Source organism: Pseudomonas sp. Z4-20, assembly GCF_051131955.1.
Lineage (GTDB): Bacteria > Pseudomonadota > Gammaproteobacteria > Pseudomonadales > Pseudomonadaceae > Aquipseudomonas > Aquipseudomonas marvdashtae.
In genome coordinates, this window is sequence record NZ_CP071641.1 from 3,964,893 (window position 1) to 3,980,717 (window position 15,825).

General features: G+C 58.0%; 24 protein-coding genes. 2 read left to right on the plus strand and 22 right to left on the minus strand.

The window, feature by feature from the left end; translation table 11 throughout:
• Positions 1-4: 4 nt before the first annotated feature.
• The 7 genes from J3P82_RS17945 to J3P82_RS17975 form a co-directional block, all read right to left on the minus strand.
• The gene (locus J3P82_RS17945; RefSeq protein ID WP_434558026.1) at positions 5-1,210 is read right to left on the minus strand and encodes a phage major capsid protein; all 1,206 of its coding nucleotides are present in this window, start codon (positions 1,208-1,210) and stop codon (positions 5-7) included.
• Positions 1,207-1,851 (minus strand): HK97 family phage prohead protease, encoded by a 645-nt coding sequence (locus J3P82_RS17950; protein ID WP_434558027.1) that lies wholly within the window; start codon positions 1,849-1,851, stop codon positions 1,207-1,209. The genes J3P82_RS17945 and J3P82_RS17950 overlap by 4 nt, the downstream gene beginning before the upstream one ends.
• A complete protein-coding gene (locus tag J3P82_RS17955; RefSeq protein WP_434558028.1) occupies positions 1,835-3,046 on the minus strand; it encodes a phage portal protein in 1,212 nt (403 codons plus the stop codon). Before J3P82_RS17955 ends, J3P82_RS17950 begins: the two co-directional genes overlap by 17 nt.
• 7 nt (positions 3,047-3,053) lie before the next feature.
• A complete protein-coding gene (locus tag J3P82_RS17960) occupies positions 3,054-4,595 on the minus strand; it encodes a terminase large subunit (protein WP_434558029.1) in 1,542 nt (513 codons plus the stop codon).
• Complete coding sequence (locus J3P82_RS17965; RefSeq protein WP_434558030.1) at positions 4,595-5,071, minus strand: TerS protein; 477 nt, start codon at positions 5,069-5,071, stop codon at positions 4,595-4,597. The genes J3P82_RS17960 and J3P82_RS17965 overlap by 1 nt, the downstream gene beginning before the upstream one ends.
• Positions 5,072-5,249: 178 nt before the next feature.
• Positions 5,250-5,564: an HNH endonuclease gene (locus J3P82_RS17970; protein ID WP_434558031.1), complete on the minus strand. Its 315-nt coding sequence runs from the start codon at positions 5,562-5,564 to the stop codon at positions 5,250-5,252.
• Positions 5,564-5,740, minus strand: coding sequence for a hypothetical protein (locus J3P82_RS17975; protein ID WP_434558032.1), 177 nt, complete (start codon positions 5,738-5,740; stop codon positions 5,564-5,566). The genes J3P82_RS17970 and J3P82_RS17975 overlap by 1 nt, the downstream gene beginning before the upstream one ends.
• An 87-nt stretch (positions 5,741-5,827) precedes the next feature.
• On the opposite strand from J3P82_RS17975, the gene J3P82_RS17980 reads away from it, so the two are divergent.
• Positions 5,828-6,037, plus strand: coding sequence for a hypothetical protein (locus tag J3P82_RS17980; RefSeq protein ID WP_434558033.1), 210 nt, complete (start codon positions 5,828-5,830; stop codon positions 6,035-6,037).
• Positions 6,038-6,116: 79 nt separating this feature from the next.
• On the opposite strand, the gene J3P82_RS17985 is transcribed toward J3P82_RS17980, so the two are convergent.
• The 15 genes from J3P82_RS17985 to J3P82_RS18055 form a co-directional block, all read right to left on the minus strand.
• On the minus strand, positions 6,117-6,455 hold the full coding sequence (locus J3P82_RS17985) for a hypothetical protein (RefSeq protein WP_434558034.1): 339 nt from the start codon (positions 6,453-6,455) through the stop codon (positions 6,117-6,119).
• Entirely contained in the window at positions 6,455-6,826 is a 372-nt protein-coding gene (locus J3P82_RS17990; RefSeq protein ID WP_186651769.1) for a chemotaxis protein, read from the minus strand. Before J3P82_RS17990 ends, J3P82_RS17985 begins: the two co-directional genes overlap by 1 nt.
• Before the next feature lie 159 nt (positions 6,827-6,985).
• Positions 6,986-7,732 (minus strand): hypothetical protein, encoded by a 747-nt coding sequence (locus J3P82_RS17995; protein ID WP_434558035.1) that lies wholly within the window; start codon positions 7,730-7,732, stop codon positions 6,986-6,988.
• A gap of 127 nt (positions 7,733-7,859) precedes the next feature.
• Entirely contained in the window at positions 7,860-8,405 is a 546-nt protein-coding gene (locus J3P82_RS18000) for a hypothetical protein (RefSeq protein ID WP_434558036.1), read from the minus strand.
• Positions 8,405-8,704: a hypothetical protein gene (locus tag J3P82_RS18005; protein WP_434558037.1), complete on the minus strand. Its 300-nt coding sequence runs from the start codon at positions 8,702-8,704 to the stop codon at positions 8,405-8,407. Before J3P82_RS18005 ends, J3P82_RS18000 begins: the two co-directional genes overlap by 1 nt.
• Entirely contained in the window at positions 8,697-10,073 is a 1,377-nt protein-coding gene (locus J3P82_RS18010) for a replicative DNA helicase (protein WP_434558038.1), read from the minus strand. The genes J3P82_RS18005 and J3P82_RS18010 overlap by 8 nt, the downstream gene beginning before the upstream one ends.
• The gene (locus J3P82_RS18015) at positions 10,070-10,903 is read right to left on the minus strand and encodes an ATP-binding protein (RefSeq protein WP_434558039.1); all 834 of its coding nucleotides are present in this window, start codon (positions 10,901-10,903) and stop codon (positions 10,070-10,072) included. The genes J3P82_RS18010 and J3P82_RS18015 overlap by 4 nt, the downstream gene beginning before the upstream one ends.
• Positions 10,887-11,690 (minus strand): helix-turn-helix domain-containing protein, encoded by an 804-nt coding sequence (locus J3P82_RS18020; RefSeq protein WP_434558040.1) that lies wholly within the window; start codon positions 11,688-11,690, stop codon positions 10,887-10,889. Before J3P82_RS18020 ends, J3P82_RS18015 begins: the two co-directional genes overlap by 17 nt.
• The gene (locus tag J3P82_RS18025) at positions 11,687-11,911 is read right to left on the minus strand and encodes a hypothetical protein (RefSeq protein ID WP_434558041.1); all 225 of its coding nucleotides are present in this window, start codon (positions 11,909-11,911) and stop codon (positions 11,687-11,689) included. The genes J3P82_RS18020 and J3P82_RS18025 overlap by 4 nt, the downstream gene beginning before the upstream one ends.
• A gap of 8 nt (positions 11,912-11,919) precedes the next feature.
• Complete coding sequence (locus J3P82_RS18030; RefSeq protein ID WP_434558042.1) at positions 11,920-12,513, minus strand: hypothetical protein; 594 nt, start codon at positions 12,511-12,513, stop codon at positions 11,920-11,922.
• A complete protein-coding gene (locus J3P82_RS18035; RefSeq protein WP_434558043.1) occupies positions 12,510-13,244 on the minus strand; it encodes a Rha family transcriptional regulator in 735 nt (244 codons plus the stop codon). Before J3P82_RS18035 ends, J3P82_RS18030 begins: the two co-directional genes overlap by 4 nt.
• Positions 13,241-13,540 (minus strand): hypothetical protein, encoded by a 300-nt coding sequence (locus tag J3P82_RS18040; RefSeq protein WP_434558044.1) that lies wholly within the window; start codon positions 13,538-13,540, stop codon positions 13,241-13,243. The genes J3P82_RS18035 and J3P82_RS18040 overlap by 4 nt, the downstream gene beginning before the upstream one ends.
• On the minus strand, positions 13,537-13,872 hold the full coding sequence (locus J3P82_RS18045) for a hypothetical protein (RefSeq protein ID WP_434558045.1): 336 nt from the start codon (positions 13,870-13,872) through the stop codon (positions 13,537-13,539). Before J3P82_RS18045 ends, J3P82_RS18040 begins: the two co-directional genes overlap by 4 nt.
• Positions 13,869-14,201: a hypothetical protein gene (locus tag J3P82_RS18050; RefSeq protein WP_434558046.1), complete on the minus strand. Its 333-nt coding sequence runs from the start codon at positions 14,199-14,201 to the stop codon at positions 13,869-13,871. Before J3P82_RS18050 ends, J3P82_RS18045 begins: the two co-directional genes overlap by 4 nt.
• A 494-nt stretch (positions 14,202-14,695) precedes the next feature.
• Positions 14,696-14,992: a transcriptional regulator gene (locus J3P82_RS18055; RefSeq protein ID WP_434558047.1), complete on the minus strand. Its 297-nt coding sequence runs from the start codon at positions 14,990-14,992 to the stop codon at positions 14,696-14,698.
• Between the two features lie 19 nt (positions 14,993-15,011).
• On the opposite strand from J3P82_RS18055, the gene J3P82_RS18060 reads away from it, so the two are divergent.
• Entirely contained in the window at positions 15,012-15,794 is a 783-nt protein-coding gene (locus J3P82_RS18060) for a S24 family peptidase (RefSeq protein WP_434558048.1), read from the plus strand.
• Positions 15,795-15,825 lie beyond the last annotated feature (31 nt).

Here is a 15,825-nt window from a genome sequence, read left to right on the forward strand (position 1 = left end):
ATGATTACGGAGCAACCGGGAAGGTGCCTTTGACCAGGCCTTCGCGGCGACGCACGCCAAGGCCGAGGCGCTCCTCAACCAGCAACGCGCGTTCGTTCTTGATGAACTGATCGTTGATCAGGCCCATCTTGAACAGGAACGACATGCGATCAAACAGCACGGACGAGCGCGCGAAGTTCGCGATCAGGAACTCGCCACCAGTGGTTGCGTCACCCTCATCAACACTGTCGGAGGTGACTACCGGGCGGCCCCAAAGGACTGGTGTAACCAGGCCTTGCAGGTTCGCGAAGAGGTAGCGATTCTCGCCATCCTTCTCCAGCTCGATGTTCATCCAATCGAGCTCAGTCATCACGATGCCGTCAGCCGACAGCATCGACTGCTTGCGAACTTGGTAGATCGCTCGACGAACAAGGTCGATAGCGGTGTCACCCGCCTTGGTCAGGGTGGTGTCATAGACGGTGGCCTGGGTCATCAGGCCGTTCAGGTTCTCGCCGATGCCATCGCCCTTCAGGATCTGCCGCTCTTCCTCGAGTTTGAGGTCGTAGCGCAGCAACTCTTGGAGATATGCCAGCAGTTGGGGCACGTCGTCCAAAGCCTCGTCCGTCACCGGCATCCATACCGCGATTTTCTTCACGCGATCAGTTGCGTTGGTGAACGTCACGTTGCTGGTTGGCTTCAGAGCTCCCTCAGCCACTGGCGCCGCGCCGCGGGTGTGCAGGTTTTCTTTGAAGTAGGTGTAGTTCTGCCCAGTCACCGGAATGGTGGTGAGCAGGTCGCGGATGCGCAGCTCCTGGCGGATACCGGGTTGAATGACCGGATCGTAGTTCGGCGCAACGATGCCGGCGCTGGTAACCTTCATTTCCTTCATGCTGGCCATGTCGGACTTGGTCACTTCGATATCAGCCAGGGAAACGCTCTTGGCCTGCAGCGACTTGTAGGCGTCGTCGTTTTTCACCAGATCGATGAAGCTCTTGGCCTCGCCGGGCTGACTGCGGAGCTTGATACCCTTCTCTTCCAGCTTCTGGACCTGCTCGATGACGCGCTCGATCTCGCCCTTTTGCTTTTCGATCTGCGATTTCATTTCCGTGGTGACGGTGTTGCCTTTTTGCATCTCATCGGCGACAGCATCGTACTTTTTCTGCAAGCCAGTGAAACCTTCCTTCAGCTGGGTTTCGAGCGTAGCTTTTACTTCTTGGATTGGATCGGTCATGGCGACACCTTAAAAAAATTGTCAAAAGTGGTGGAGAGTGATTTCAGCCCTTCCACGATCGCCGTGGCCTCAGTTCCACCATCACGGTGCACTGCGGAGTAGCCGAGCGAGGCGACTGCTGCCGCCTCCTTCTGAGAGAGGCCCATGCGGTCGCGCAGCGCCTTCTCAAAATTCCTGATGTCCGACTTCACGTCGGTAACTTGTGCCTCCGGGTTCATGCCAAAAGGCACCAGCGAAGCCTCCCAGAGTTCAGCCTGCTTGATGATGCGTATGCTCCGGCCCTCGCGCTCTTCGTATGCCGCAAGGATCGTGTTGAAGCCGATGGACATGCTGTCGAGCGTGCCCTCTTTCATCAGCTCGTAAGCGTCACGGGCGTAGCTCACTGCAAGATTGACCTTGCCCTTGATGTAGAGGCCATGGCTGTCTTGGGTGAAGTCTGCGGATCCGACAAGGCGGGTCAGGTCATGGAACAGCGCCAACTTCAGACGTCCAGCGCGCGTGGTCTTTACCTTGATGAATGCGCCCGGGAGAATCACGTCGTCGCCCAGGTCGACGTTGTTGAACACCGCGGCGTATCCCTCGAAGTTACCGGCGTCGTCACTGGCCTTTACTTCAAAGGGCACTTCAATCTTGCTGAACATTGGTCTGCATCTCCCACCGGGTGACCCGGTCGTATTCTTCGCCAGCCAGCGGAGGAAGGTTTTCTTTGCGGCGGACCTCGTTGATGGTCATCCAGCCCGAACCGCCGGAGCCGCCCAGGGCGCCCTTGTAGTAGGTGGCGCGCCCAGCGCTATCAGCGCGGAGCAGGCCCTCGACAACGAACTCGACGAACAACGCCGTTCCTGAGAACAGCTTGTCGTTGATCTCGTCCTCGATTGCCTTGATGTACGGACTCAGGCCGAACGTGATGAAGCCGCTGGTTTGCTGCTCAAGGTTCGAACCCATGATTGAGGTTTTGCCAGCGCGGTTGGCCAGGTAAAGCGGCACGCCCCAGATGCCTGCGAGCGCTTCTTCTTGGAACTGCTGGGACTCGATGAACTGGCTATCCTTCTGGGTCATGCCAGCTGGTACGATGGTTGGTCCACCTTCGAGCAACCCCATCTTCCCGATGTCCTCGACGTCTCCGTCACGGATCTTGGGGAACTTGTTCAGCACCTGATCGCGCTGCTCGGAGGTCAGGAAGTTTTCGTAAATGACGTAGCCGCCTGTGAAGCCACCCTTGCGCATGAACCGTGCGGACCAGTCCTGCGCAGCCTTAGCCAGGCCCATCGCCTCCTTGTGAAACTCGACGGGTGAAAGCCCGCAAATTCCGTCAGCGCTGAAAAGCTTAAAATGCAGCATGTTCTCTGGAGAAACAGGGAAGCGCTTGCCCTGAAGGGTGACCCAGTAGAGCAAGTCGTCTTCCAGATCGATCTCTACCGCATCGGCGCCGACCGGTATCAATCCAATAAAGTCGCCATTTTCTGCGCGCTCAATCAGTGCGAAGCCGTTGCCGCGTAGGGCCATGTTCACCACGGCGGCCTTGATGAAATTCAACATCGTCATGTACGGGTTTGGCTTCGCCAAAATCCGCAATGCGCGTTTGTTGTCCTTTACCAGAACCCGACCAGATGGCTGGTCCTCGTACAACTTCATCGGCAACCCTGATACCGTTTCGCTCAGGATCTTGATGCAAGACCAGACAATCGGGATCGCCAGCGCTTTCTTGGGGGTGATGACAGCGCCGGAGCGCGTCTGGCCGCCGATGTCTGTTTGGACTTCAATGTACTCACCCGTCTTGGGATCGTTGAAGCCAAAGAAACTCCAGCTCATTGGGTTGTACCAGCGAGACGCCATATTGAGCCTATAGAAGTCCGGAATATCCGTTTTTGAGATAGTCGTCGATGTCGCCCTTGATCTCTTCTGGAGCGCCAAGGGTCGCGCCGAACGCCATTGCCAGAGCCGACATTCCGTCGATGCGTCCGGTCGCCTTGTCCTTTGCAAACTTGCGGTTGCCTGCCGGGTCTTTCTGGATCACCGCGTTGGATGCACACATCGTCAAAACCGGATGCATTCCATGGCTGAGCCTGCCGTTGAGCAATTCAGACTCGAGTGCGTCGATAGCCGGGGTCATATCCTTGTACCCCTGCCCGTACTCAACCAAGGGTAGGGTCACGCCTTGGGCCTCAGCGTCACGCTTGAAAAGATCAATCCGGTATCGGTCGAAGGCAATTGCCTGAATATCGCCGCCAAGCTCGGCAAGAATCCGGGCGATGTCTGCGGCAACGTAGGCATAGTCCACGGTAGCTCCCGGAGTGGTCAGCAGCAAACCTTCCCGCGCCCACACCTCGTAGGCCTCCCGGTCGCGCTTGGCGCGTTCAGCGAGACCCTGTTCAGGCGTCCAGAAGAACGGCCACACATTCCAGTTTCCATCGCGCTTTCCAATGACGACGAAGGCCGTGAGGTCAGTCCTGAAAGAAAGGTCGAGTCCTCCATACAGATCCATGCCGTCCGGGCTGTCTGGATCGTCACCGCACGCAACCCAGACTCCCTTGGAGACGAAGACCGAGACAGTGGACACGCGCTGATTGAGGCAAAGGTTGCGGAACGTGTTCTCAGAAGCCGGCATCCGGTTGGCGCGCTCGGCTTGTTTCTCCAGATCGGACAGCGACCGGAATGAACCGAGAGCAGGGTTGGCCGCCTTCCAGCCTTCTGGGTCGGTGACCTTGCAGTCCTTCGGAGCCTGGTAAACGTGACTGACGATGTGCGGGTCTTGAGACTTCTCGGCATCGTCGAGCCAGATACTGAACAGGTCGCTATCCTGCGCCGCCTGGGTACTGATCGCGATCAGCAGCGGCGCCGCGTGAGCACCCTGCGCTGTGGTTATCGCGTCAATGAAATCGCTTTGAGGCCCGCGAACCTGGCCGATCTCGTCGAGGATAGCCAGGATCGGTGACAGGCCGTGCGCGGTTTTGCCTTCGGCGGAAAGCGCGCGGTACTCAACGTTCAACGGCGTGCCGATCAGCGTTTTTCCGCTCGGCACAATGTGGATCAACGACTGCAGTTCAGGGTTGAGCTGGATCATTTTCACCGCCAGCTTGAACACAAGGCCAGCCTGCTCCCGACTCATCGCGCCAGAAACGATCTGTGAGTTCTGCACCGCCTCCGGGCCGACGATGTTAGCCAGCAATATCCCAGCGATCAAACCGGTCTTGCCGTTCTTTCGGGCGATACTGAGGTAGGCGGTGCTGGTCCCGTGCGGGTTGTCGTAGACCGCCAGGATGAAATCTTTTTGGAATTGGTCAAGGACCAGAGGCTTGCCGACGTGCTGGCCCTCCGGTACCCGGCAATATTTCTCGATGAACGCGATGACTTTTTCACCGCGCGTTCTGCGGCGGGCGGCCATCAGTGCATCGCTCGGGGGATCAAATCATCGTCATCCTGGTTTGCCAGGACCTTTTCGGCGGCGCGCTGCTTGGTCGCCTTCTTCCCCTGGTCGCGGGATTCGCCTTGGGTGGCCTGGGCATGCACTTGCAAAGTCCGGCTCAATGCCACGGCGCGGCGACTCAGGGTTTCCAACAGACTGTGCTTCGGGTTGATCACCTGGGTGTCGCGAGCATTCAGGACGATGTCGCCTTCGATATCGATCTCTTTCTGAAGCCGCTCGATGTCGGAAAGGCATCGAGCTAGGTTGCCGGCCAGCACCAGGTCGGAGTCAGTCCAGCTCTCTCGCGTGCGCGCGCGCACAATGGAATCCCAAAATGGCTTGTCGGCTTTGCGGATGTTGACGAAACTTGGCGGCGGTATCGGACCAGCGGCAGCGGCCTGCATAGCAGCAACCGCCGATGTCGCGCTATCGGAGCGGGTGCGCTTGGCTGTCATAGATTTTCTCAATGCTGCCGCGTTGTGTTTGGGCGGCGTTTTCCGGGTTAGGGATGAAGAAGAGGGTCGAGGGCGGTCCTATCAGGCGAGAATCGCTATTATTTGACCGCCCCCTGGGACTGTGACGTGCTTCAAGTGGGGCTCTGGCGCGCCCCAACGGCTCCGGTGATCGATTCGCTCAATCGCGGTTCCAGTGATGGTTGGGGTCAACCGGGATGCCTGACACGTCGTGCCCTGGCAGGATGCCGGTCCTCTCCTGCCTCTGCTTGGCGCTGTCATGGCATGGCTTGCAGAGGCTCTGCAGGTTCGAAGCATCGAAGAACAGATCCTCGTCACCCTTGTGTGGCTTGACGTGGTCGACAGTGTTCGCCGCCTCCACCGCACCCATTGCACGACACAGGCGGCACGTAGGCTCGGCCTGTAGCTGATGCCATCGCAACCGGTACCAGCGCTTGGTCTTGTATAGGTGATGCCAAGGCGATGCGTTCGCCATCAAGCCTCCAGGGAAAGATTGATCGAGGCGAGGATCACACCGAGCGCTGCTGCCTCTGAGGTCTTTGCTAGCTCAACCACCAGAGCCTCGACCCGGGTAACTTCTGCCTGTTCCTCGGCAGTCATGGCGCTGACCATGCCTTTGATCTGGTAGTACTCGGCGCTTACTGTACTCATACGATTTGATGCCTCGCTTGGGCAGTACTTGAAATAGTGGCGGGTTGCCGGTATTGGTGAGGCTCAACTCACAGCAAGGAGAGCAACATGTCCGAACATTTTAAAAGCCTGCGCAGACATGCAGGTATGAGCGAAGGCACCCCCGAGGCAAAACGTGAGGCAGCAGTAGCGGCCGCCCTTGCACTTATTCAGTCAAAGGTAGCGAACGCACCCACGTTTGGAAGCGCGCTAGAAGCCGAGATGAAACTCCTGAGCAGCTATGCGGACCTGATCCAAGAAGCTCTCAAAGTGAAGTGATCCAACTGCGCCGCAGTCACCTGCGGCACACGCTCGGCGGCGCGACACAATTTGCTTGTTCGTGAAACGTGTCGCGCCTTTACGGGCCCTGCCGTTCCAGCACCTCGTTGACCTTGTCGGCGGCTTTTCCGGCAGTCTCTGCTGCCTCAGTTGCCTTGCCCGCGGCGCCTTCTACCTTGACGGCAGCCTCGGTGGCGCTCTTGGCCAGCTTGTTCAAGCGCATGTCGCGCTGCTTGGTGGCCTCGTCATACCCGCGTCGCACCTCGGCGACCTGGGCGGTATACCAGCTGGCCATTGACCACTGGGCTACCTGGAAGCCCAAGACGGATCCGCCGGCTACCAGCAAGATCGCGATGATCCAGATCTCGGCTCGGCGCCACCATCGGCGGGCGATGAATTCCATTGCGCATCTGTCCATCAGTTGATGCCTCCCAGCTGGGCTCGCAAGCGTGCGATCTCCGCACTCTGCGTTGTCACCTTGTCAGTGAGCTGGGCGATCTGGCTGGTCAAGGCCTCGACCTTCCCCTCCATCCTGCCAACCGCGGCAGCGAGCTCGTTGCGCTCTTTGGCGAACTGGTCGGCCCGGGCTTCAGCAGCGTTTGCCCTAGCGCGCTCAGTGTCGAGAAGTTCATTCAGCCGGCGGACGGTGCCGATGTCGGCGTTATCCATCGCCCGGTCGGTCGCGTCCTTGGAAAGGAATTTCCTCAACCAGAGAAAGCCGCCCAGCAGCACGGTGCCGGTACCACCCAGCCAGGTAGCTGTGCCTGGGCCGAGGTCGGTAGGGTCCATCGCTACTCCAAAATAAGAAGGGCCAACACGGCCTGGGCATCGCCCTTAACGAAAAAACCCCGGCAAATGCCGAGGCTTGGTATGGGTGCGGATGGCCGGTGCTAATTTCCGGCTAAGTCATCGAGGAACAAAGACGTTAAATGGGCGATCGTTGATAAATCAATCTTTCGGCGCTGACATATAACCAAACTTCTTCTGACGCAGGCCTTGCTTGGAAAATTCGTCTAATTTTTGAATTTTGAAGGATTGGCCAAACTCCCCATTAATGTAGGAGGTGGTAAGAACGCTCTCACCATAAAATCCTAATACAAGTTCTTCGCCATTGGCCCAATAAATTCTTTGCCGTTCCGCGCTGCTCGTACCAGCTGAGACAAGTACAAACCCCCAAGCGATGAGAGCAGCAACCACGGACAAAATTTTCATTACTAAATTGGCAATTGAAACCTCGGTGATCGGCGCCTCTGCCGCAGCGTCATCCTCAGAAAGCACCGCATGATCGCCCGGCATGGCATTACCGAATAAGGCCACCAAAAACCCCACCAGAGTGGTGAGGCCTAAAAATATCTGCCACTTAATTTGGGAGGTATTGCTCAGCATTAAGATTGCGTTCATGGAGACTAGCGCCGAGGCTACAACGATACGACGCCGCCCGCGGGCAGCAAGTAAAAATACGAAGCCAAAAAAAATCATGAGCCCGTAGATCGCGTAACTCCCAGACCCGGACAGGACGTCAAATATTCCAATAGAGCCAAATTGGATGAATCCGACTGGGGCGCGGTAATAGGAGAGTCTGCCAAACTCAAAACATGCAGCCATTACATAAAGCGCAGGTCCGAGAAGCGCAAACGCGGCAATCAGCGTGGTTAAAAGATCCACTCCGATTTTCTTAACCAGCCGGTTCAGCATTTCGCACCTTTATGTTTATGAAAGTCACAAAAAAGCCCGACTCAATGGCCGGGCTTTCTCTATTTGGTTGTCATCCTGTGATGCACCAAACCGCAGGTTCGAAATCTACGCGGTCACTCGGCCACAGTCAAGCGGCAAGTTGATGCAACAGACCACGCTCCTCCAGCAATACCTCCACCGATAGATGCGCCGCACTCACCTGGTCGTCAAGCCAGCGCTTGGTGATTGATCGCCACCGCCTCAGCGTCCTGTCGGGCGTGCCGTCAGCATCCCAACTGTGCAGCACGTAGAACGATGCGGGAAGGCCGCTGCGACGCTCCGGGACCATCCACGCCATGACGCATTTGGTCTTGAACAACTGGTGGGCCGGACTGACCACCCGCGGCGTGAGGTATGCGGCAGCAGCTCTCACCTCGTTCTGGTTGATCGAGTACTTCCCCACCAGCGCCTGCCATTGAACCTCAGGCAAAGCTCGCTTGATGGTCGCCCGCGTCATGGAGTCCTGGGTCAAACGTTCCTCCGGGGACAGGTCATCACTCACCGACTGCCCGGGAAGCTCGTCATCGAAGCTCGCCTTGTAATGGCGCTGCCAGGATGCCTTCTTGGTGCCGTCGTGGATCTCGATCGACATGACCCGGCTTATGCAGTGCGCAGCATCACGATAAACACTCATCAGGCGGCCCTCCGAATTCGACGTGGCGGCGGGGTATCGTCCAGACCCAACAGGTTGCGCAGCAGCTTGTCGGCCGCCGGGTTCTTGCAATTGCTCTCCTGGACCCAGCGCTTGCAGTAATCCCCGAACTCAATATCGGTACGGAGTGAGTGCCAACTGGCGACCATGTCCAGCAGGTCCGACAGCGCCGCCGGCCCGCCAATTTTCTCCTGGGCGAGGCTCGCACCGGCGATCTTCAAAAATTTGCGCTCATGCTCGAGCAGACTTTTGCGCGGCAGTGCCGCTCTGACGTTACTCATGATTTGCTCTCCCCTTGATGCGGCCAGCGAAGGGGCGATTTGCTTCGACCTCCTCCTGCGTGGGCTCGCGGCCTGCAAAGTTGACGAAGCGGGCGAACTTGCCCTGCTGTTGCACAAGGCACGAACCTACCGGGGCGTGCCTGCATTTGGGCATGAGCAGCTCAGTGACGCCGTTTTGGCCCTCCTCCGAATCGTTGTCCCGGTGAACCAGGATGATGCAGTGAGCGTCCGCCTCGATCTGTCCGGATTCGCGCAGGTCCGAGGCGATCGGTTTTTTCCCAGGACGCTTTGTAGAGTCGCGGTTGAGCTGCGCCAGCAGGATCACCGGCACATCCAGTTCTTTGGCGATATTCACGATGCCTGTCGAGATCTTTCCCAGCTCCGAGGTGCGGTTGAAGGCCTTCCCGTCGGAACCGATCAAGCCGATATAATCGATCACAACCACGTCGAGGCCGTGCCTGCGCTTGACCTGACGGCAGATGCTCCGAATCCGCGCCACGGTCAGCCCTGACTTGTCGCTGACATACAGCGGTTTATCCATGATCAGGCTCACGGCCGAGGTCAGGCGGGGCCAGTCCTCATCCTGCAGTTGGCCGTTGTCCAGTAGTTGCAGATCGACGCTACCGAGGGAGGCCAGCGCGCGGTTTCCCAACTCCTCCTCCGGCATCTCAAGCGAGAAAACCATGCCCACACCAAGACCGGTACAGGCAATGTGCTGGGCGATTTGCAGGCCGAGCGTGGTCTTGCCGCTCCCTGGCAGGCCGGCGACTATGGTTACGGTCTTCTTGCGAAGGCCGCGGATCAGTTTGTCCAGGTCCGTCAGGCCGGTGGAAAGACCGGTCTTCAAGGTTTTGTTGAATTTGGAGTCGATGATGTCGATGTTTCGAGTCACCACCTCGTCCATACGCTTGTAATCTGGCTCGCCAGTGTCCAGATCGCGAAGATCCGCCATGGCTTGCTGGGCGCTGGCGATGATCTCCGCAACCGGCTTGTTCTCGCTGGCCGACTCCCGCACGGCGTTGGCCGCTTCAACCAAGCGGCGGAGAACCGCTCTCTCTGCCACCGTTCGGGCATATGCCTTCCAGTTGGCGGTGCTGGGTGTGTTCTTCGCCAATTCCCCTGCATAGGCAATGGTCGACGCGCCACTGGGCAGATATGGCCTGAAATCGTGAAGCGTGACCGGGTCCACCGGTGCGCCGGTTGCATGCAGGTCAACCATCAGCCGGAACAGCGCTGCGTTTTCCGGATCATGGAAGTCAGCGACTGTGACGCTGGCGGTTATCGAGTCGAATAGATCACCGTCCAACATCAGGGCACCGAGAAGAGCGTGTTCTGCCTCGTCGCTGTAAAGCTCTCGATAGTCGCTCATGCGCGCCCCCTTGCCGACGCCCAGCTGAAGCCGGCCAGGAATGCCCCGTTTTCCCGGAGCCGATCGAGCGCCCGGGCGCCGATGTACTGCTCCAGGCTCGGGGCATGCTTTCCTTCGGCGTCCTGCTTCGATTTGGCAGGCAGGTTAGAAACCACCACGGTGGGCCTGACCAATTGATACCGGCGGTCGATCACTTCATGTAGGACCGCCAGCTCGTACTGGGTGCCGGCCTGGGCGCCAACCTCGTCAATCGCCAGCAGGTCAAAGCTCGCCAGCTCATCGATCACGTCACCCTCGGTATAGCCAGAATCACGGGCCATCGAGCGTTTGAAGACCCGAATGATTTCCGCCGCGGTAGTGATCACCGCCACGGCGTTATCCCGGCGAATGAGCTGCTGGACGATACTGCAGGCCAGGTGCGTCTTGCCGGTACCAACGTTCCCGGTCAGCAGCAGGTTGCGGCCGGCCCGGTAATGCTCGCCGAAATTGTCTGCGTAGCTTTGGCATAGCTCCAGGGCCTGGTCCATCGCCGGCGACGTCACGCGGTAGTTGTCGAACGAGCTCTGCGCAAACCGTGGCGAGATACCGGAGCCTATGAGCGCGGTGTTGACGTTCTCGGCCTTGAGGTTGGCCAGTGCCAGGGAATGCTCCTCGCTCCCTGCTGGCGCAACCCGGAGCCCGTGGAACTGGCATTTTTTGCAAGCACGGACCTGCATCGTCCCATCGAACTGCTCAACCTCACTTCGCGTCACCACCTCAGGATGATGTGGGCAACTGCCGTTGAACGAGCGCATCTCAGGCTGACGGCGGAAATTAGAACGCTGGGCCATTGCCGCCTCCTTGGTACATGTCTTCGGTGTGCACGGGCAGGTTGGTGTAGGCCGGCGCTTTGCCGTTTTTAGCGCCGGCACCAGGCATAACCGAATCCGGATAGATGTCCGACCAGCTGCTGGTGGTGGACTTATCCAGGACGGCATCGGGGTCTGGATGGCTGGCCAGCTTCTTGGCGATCAGCTCACAGGCTCTCAGGGTCAACGGTGCCCGCTTCGCCTTTCGCATCTCACAGAAGTCTGCCCAGGCGCTGTCGGATGCGTTGGCTGGCTTGGCAGTCAGTGGATCGAACTTTTGAGCCTTCCCCTTTCCGACCTTCTGAGGTGCCTTGGCGCCTTCTTTTTGGTTAAGGATGGTTAATGGGTGGTTAAGGGATGGATTGGGTGCACCCGGTGCACCCCGTTCGGTCGTGGCGTGCACCCCGTTCTGTTCTGGCGTGCACCCCGTTGCGTCTTCAGGTGCACCCCGTTCGGAGCGGGGTGCATCCTGTGCACCCCGTGAAAGGTCGAGGTCGTAGCAGACAGGGACGCGATCCCGCTGGGTGATATAGGCGGCGGCAACAGCTTGATTTCCGCGCTTTATCAACCCAATCGACTCCAACTCACGGAGCCGATATTGAACGGTGCGTGGTGCCAGGCCGGTATCAAGCGCAAGGCTCGAAACGGCAGGGAATGCAGCGCGACCGGACTGGTCGGCATAGTTGGCCAGGCACAACAGCACATGCCGTGTGTGCGAGTCGGTGACAACCTGCTGGGTAAGCGCCCAGGACATAGCTTGAACACTCATATGTCCAGCTCCCGCGTGACACGGCGCACGAAGTCGTCATAAGCCTCCGACATGACGAAGCCCGCCTGCTCCAGCATCTCGCGATGGGCCTTGGCACCTGAGTACATCAGCCAGCGCTTCTGTTCCGGCAGATCGGCGAACGCGGTATAGCTTGGCCAAGGGCCGACGATTACCGAACCGGTGGCGGAGGTAACTACCGGAATTCCGCTAGTTGATTCCATGGGAGTCGTCATTGCAGCGTCTCCCCTGGCTTGCGGCACATCCCGGCGCCCATGGCTTCCAATGAGCCGCCAGACAGACGCAGTACCAACAGCCGGAGTGCGGTGGTGGAGTCAATCGAGAAGGTTCGAGCCTCGTCGAGCGCCAGGCCAGTCGGAGAGTGCCCCATGATCAGGAGTCGAACGCGGTCGCTGTAGTTGAACGCCGCGCAAGCCAGCTGTTGATCGGTCAGGCCGTCGAACGCTTCGTCAGGCAGGCACTCGACTGGGTACACGACGATGGGGATTTGGTTTTCAGGGCGCGGCTCACCCGCCAGCAGGTGGCGGGTCATTGCCTCTTGGTGGTCTTGAGCAACTTGCCTCGCATCGTGACCGGTCTTGCGCCTGAACAGTACCTTGAGTGCGGAGTAGGCGCGATACAGGTCAATGTGCGTGTCATCCTCCTTCTCAATGGAATATTCAGGCTCGTCGATAACATCCATGGCGTCCTTGACGACCTCGAAGCACTTCAGCAACAGGGCTGCGTCCGGATACTTTTCAAAGTGCGCCTCATCGATGTGCTCCACGATCTGCGCCGACTGGGGGAAATTCAGTACATTCTTCATGCGGGATTCCTCTGGCACAGCTTGAAGCGGCCTTGCTGAATGTCAGGATGGGTAGCGCGCTCGGCGGTCTCGAAAGTGCACTCGGCGACGAACCGGTCGAAGCGGCGGGTGATGTCGGCGGTGGGCCAGATCGGGTAAGGTTGCGCGCCGTCGTCAGCGTGCTTACTGCGCACCATGGCGAACGGCAGCGGCGCTCCGGGTATATCCCTCATCACGGCATTGATCACCCATTGGGGAATGCCATGGCGTAGGTTGATGCGCTCGCGGATTGTGGTCATGGACTCAAATCCGGCCGGTCTCGAGTCCAGGTAGCGGACTTGCTCAACGTTTGCCACCCGGGTTTCGATCCGCTCCAGCGCCACCTGCTGCTCACGCTGCTGACGCTCGACGGCCACCAGATGGTTCGCGTTAGCGGCCGTGATCTCAGCCTGGGTCATGGGGCGGGCAACCTGCTCTTCCAGAGCCTGCCATCGATCAACCAGTGCGGCGGTGAACTCAGGACTGAGCTGGGCGACCACAACGAAGCTGTCGCGCTTGCACACCTGGTACTGCTCGACCGTCTGGCCAAGGTGGTTTTTAACTTCCTCAATTTGAGGGAGTTGAATGGTTTTGCGCTCAACCAACGTTTCGATGGTCCGCTTCACGTTGTCGTGACGCTTGCCCACCAGTTCGGCAACCTCTTGCGAAGACATGGTGACGGCATCGCCACCTTGGAATTTGGCGATGGTCATTTTCCACCCCCGCTTTTCCGCGCCACGTTTTTGGGCTGCACGGTTTGTGCCGCGGGCTCCGTCTCGCCGAGCCCCTTGAACAGGTCGATAGCGCTGTAAACGCCCCCGAAGCCGGTGTCGCTGAAGTACTTCGAAATCTGAACCAGGGCGGCAGCTGATGTGCCGTCCCCGTGCAGATGGTCCAAGTGCACAGCGTTGATCAGCGCGAACTGCCACTCAAGCGTGTCTTTGGCGATGAGCAACTGAAACTCGGCCTCTTGCGCAGCCTCTTGCATAGTCGGAAGTGGCTTGTTCATTTGGCAGCCCCCCGAGGGTTGTTGTGCAGCTTGTAGTTAGCTGCGGCGCCCTGCTCGTAAAGCGTGGAGGCCAGACGGGCCAGGTTATCCACCAGCCAGCCGGTGCTCATCGCAAGGTCTTTGGTCAGCTCGCCACTTTCGGCGGCGCGCACCAGTAGTTCTCCGATAGCCGACAGCCCGTACAGGATCGAATCGCCGTATTGCTCAGCGGCTTCCTCAACCGTTTCAAGCTTCTTAACTTGGTCGGCGGTGAGCGTGGCACCACTGACGCAGGCGTAACGCGGGTGCATCTCTACGTCGTGGATGATGGCGTTCCAATGCGGGGCGCTCATTGGGCACCCCCTTCTGCTGCATATGCCTCAACGCCTTTCTCAGCCGCCCAAACCAGCGCGCTCACGGTCTCAGCCAGGAAGCCCAACGCTGCGACACCGTCGCAGTAAGCCAGCTCGCCCATATTTAGGCTGTCGTGCATGTGCCGGCAGATCTGGCCCAGGCCTGACGAGAGGACCTTGGCCGTTTGGAGTGCGTCTTCGACGTTCGTGCCGGGGGCAACGGCGAGCATCTGGATGCCTCGGTTGTCTATTGGCGTGTTGAGAAAGCCAACATGGCCTGTTAGCAATGCTTGCGATGCAAGTGGGTTGGTGCTATTTTTTGGGTGCATGAAATCGTCCTCCACAGACGAAGTAGTACGAAGACCCCTGCGAAGGGTCTGGTTAAGAAGCCCGCCTGCGAAGCGGGCTTTTTGTTGCCCGAAGAAAAGTCAGTCGGACAGCAAAAACTGGGATTGGATGCGCTGGCTCATGCCGGATTCCTTTTAATTGGGCAGGCAAAAGCCAACCATTGGAAGTCTCTGAACAGGCCCTGGCGAGGGCCTTCCTTTTTCACTCGAAACATGCTGATGCGTAAGGTAACCATTAAGCGAGGGCCTCAGGAGGGTCGAGTTTCTGGGAGGGCACGTCTGCGAGATCATGTGATAGCTCCGAAAATTTCTTCCTTTACCTAAGTAGTGCTGAGCGACTACCCCCGATAAGGAAAGAAAATTTGGAAGACGGTAAATTTGGCTTGAATAAGGCATGATTTGGCAGAAGTGACGCACGAAAAATTCAAAATTCCGCGCATGCGCAGAATATTTCCAGTTTTCGCATGCGGAAGTTTTCACAAGCCTGGCTTCCCACTGGATGAATCCACAGCAGTAACAACGGACTGATCGCTGATCGGCGTTGGGAGTAGATTTGTATCCAGCTTTGGGGTTTGCCGTGGGTAGATATCCGGGCGCAGCTCATGGCGCGACACCCCAGTAGCAACCTCAATGGTTAAGACGTGACGGGCTGGCACCCCGCGGATCTTCCAGTACGAAACAGCCATCGGAGTGACGCCTGCTACTTTAGCCAGAGCAGCTCCAGATCCAGCCTCTGCAATTGCTCGGTCCAGCGGAGTCTTGTTCATAAACATTCCGGGTATATTTTCAGCGATGGATCAACAATACGTTTATTTCCTACCCGAATCAAGCCCGGTAAACTCTGTGTTTATGGATAAAGAAAATTCCGGCTACAGACTGCGCAAATGCCTGCACCTTGCTCAGAAAACCCCATCAGAAATCGCTCAGGCGACAGGGGTCAGCAATCAAACCGTAAATAACTGGTTTGTGAGAGGCGTCCCTGGGCGCAAGATTTTGCAGGTCGCGAAGTTCCTAGAAATCCGTCCGGAGTGGCTGCAAGATGGGGAAGGCTCTCCCCTGAGCGAGGAGGAACAAGCTGAATTATCTAGGGTGATGGACGCGAGCGCAGAGCAGCGAGCGGCTTGGGCAAAGGAAGCCAGAAGAATCCATGCAATGTCTGCCGCTAATGCTTTCAGATACCCAGTCATCCCTTGGACTGATATGGTCGATTGCATAGACCCTCAAAGCCTATCCTCTGACAGTGCTATTAAGTGGCATTCTAGTGATGCTTGGGCCGGTGACCGTGGTTTTTGGGTTGAGGTAGAAGGCGCGTCAATGGCAAGCATGTCTCGCGCATCCTTCCCGGAAGGCTCTCTGATACTGGTCAACGCTGAAGCAAAGCCAAAACCCGGACAATTTGTGGTGGCTCGCCTCAAAGACAGCAATGAGTTCACCTTTAAGCAGCTGGTTCGTGACGCTGGGGATCTCTTCTTGAAGCCTTTAAATCCTTCCTACCCAATCAAGCCGCTTAATGACCGCTGGGAGATCACCGGGACCGTAGTGGACGCAAAACTACCCCCATCTCTGTTTAGCTAAAAATTCCCTGCACACAGCATCAAAACCGCCG

Excerpts from the sequence above, each read along its gene's own strand:
- J3P82_RS17945 (WP_434558026.1), bottom strand. The coding sequence starts at position 1,210 with ATGACCGATCCAATCCAAGAAGTAAAAGCTACGCTCGAAACCCAGCTG.
- J3P82_RS17950 (WP_434558027.1), bottom strand. The coding sequence starts at position 1,851 with ATGTTCAGCAAGATTGAAGTGCCCTTTGAAGTAAAGGCCAGTGACGAC.
- J3P82_RS17955 (WP_434558028.1), bottom strand. The coding sequence starts at position 3,046 with ATGGCGTCTCGCTGGTACAACCCAATGAGCTGGAGTTTCTTTGGCTTC.
- J3P82_RS17960 (WP_434558029.1), bottom strand. The coding sequence starts at position 4,595 with ATGGCCGCCCGCCGCAGAACGCGCGGTGAAAAAGTCATCGCGTTCATC.
- J3P82_RS17965 (WP_434558030.1), bottom strand. The coding sequence starts at position 5,071 with ATGACAGCCAAGCGCACCCGCTCCGATAGCGCGACATCGGCGGTTGCT.
- J3P82_RS17970 (WP_434558031.1), bottom strand. The coding sequence starts at position 5,564 with ATGGCGAACGCATCGCCTTGGCATCACCTATACAAGACCAAGCGCTGG.
- J3P82_RS17975 (WP_434558032.1), bottom strand. The coding sequence starts at position 5,740 with ATGAGTACAGTAAGCGCCGAGTACTACCAGATCAAAGGCATGGTCAGC.
- J3P82_RS17980 (WP_434558033.1), top strand. The coding sequence starts at position 5,828 with ATGTCCGAACATTTTAAAAGCCTGCGCAGACATGCAGGTATGAGCGAA.
- J3P82_RS17985 (WP_434558034.1), bottom strand. The coding sequence starts at position 6,455 with ATGGACAGATGCGCAATGGAATTCATCGCCCGCCGATGGTGGCGCCGA.
- J3P82_RS17990 (WP_186651769.1), bottom strand. The coding sequence starts at position 6,826 with ATGGACCCTACCGACCTCGGCCCAGGCACAGCTACCTGGCTGGGTGGT.
- J3P82_RS17995 (WP_434558035.1), bottom strand. The coding sequence starts at position 7,732 with ATGCTGAACCGGCTGGTTAAGAAAATCGGAGTGGATCTTTTAACCACG.
- J3P82_RS18000 (WP_434558036.1), bottom strand. The coding sequence starts at position 8,405 with ATGAGTGTTTATCGTGATGCTGCGCACTGCATAAGCCGGGTCATGTCG.
- J3P82_RS18005 (WP_434558037.1), bottom strand. The coding sequence starts at position 8,704 with ATGAGTAACGTCAGAGCGGCACTGCCGCGCAAAAGTCTGCTCGAGCAT.
- J3P82_RS18010 (WP_434558038.1), bottom strand. The coding sequence starts at position 10,073 with ATGAGCGACTATCGAGAGCTTTACAGCGACGAGGCAGAACACGCTCTT.
- J3P82_RS18015 (WP_434558039.1), bottom strand. The coding sequence starts at position 10,903 with ATGGCCCAGCGTTCTAATTTCCGCCGTCAGCCTGAGATGCGCTCGTTC.
- J3P82_RS18020 (WP_434558040.1), bottom strand. The coding sequence starts at position 11,690 with ATGAGTGTTCAAGCTATGTCCTGGGCGCTTACCCAGCAGGTTGTCACC.
- J3P82_RS18025 (WP_434558041.1), bottom strand. The coding sequence starts at position 11,911 with ATGGAATCAACTAGCGGAATTCCGGTAGTTACCTCCGCCACCGGTTCG.
- J3P82_RS18030 (WP_434558042.1), bottom strand. The coding sequence starts at position 12,513 with ATGAAGAATGTACTGAATTTCCCCCAGTCGGCGCAGATCGTGGAGCAC.
- J3P82_RS18035 (WP_434558043.1), bottom strand. The coding sequence starts at position 13,244 with ATGACCATCGCCAAATTCCAAGGTGGCGATGCCGTCACCATGTCTTCG.
- J3P82_RS18040 (WP_434558044.1), bottom strand. The coding sequence starts at position 13,540 with ATGAACAAGCCACTTCCGACTATGCAAGAGGCTGCGCAAGAGGCCGAG.
- J3P82_RS18045 (WP_434558045.1), bottom strand. The coding sequence starts at position 13,872 with ATGAGCGCCCCGCATTGGAACGCCATCATCCACGACGTAGAGATGCAC.
- J3P82_RS18050 (WP_434558046.1), bottom strand. The coding sequence starts at position 14,201 with ATGCACCCAAAAAATAGCACCAACCCACTTGCATCGCAAGCATTGCTA.
- J3P82_RS18055 (WP_434558047.1), bottom strand. The coding sequence starts at position 14,992 with ATGTTTATGAACAAGACTCCGCTGGACCGAGCAATTGCAGAGGCTGGA.
- J3P82_RS18060 (WP_434558048.1), top strand. The coding sequence starts at position 15,012 with ATGGATCAACAATACGTTTATTTCCTACCCGAATCAAGCCCGGTAAAC.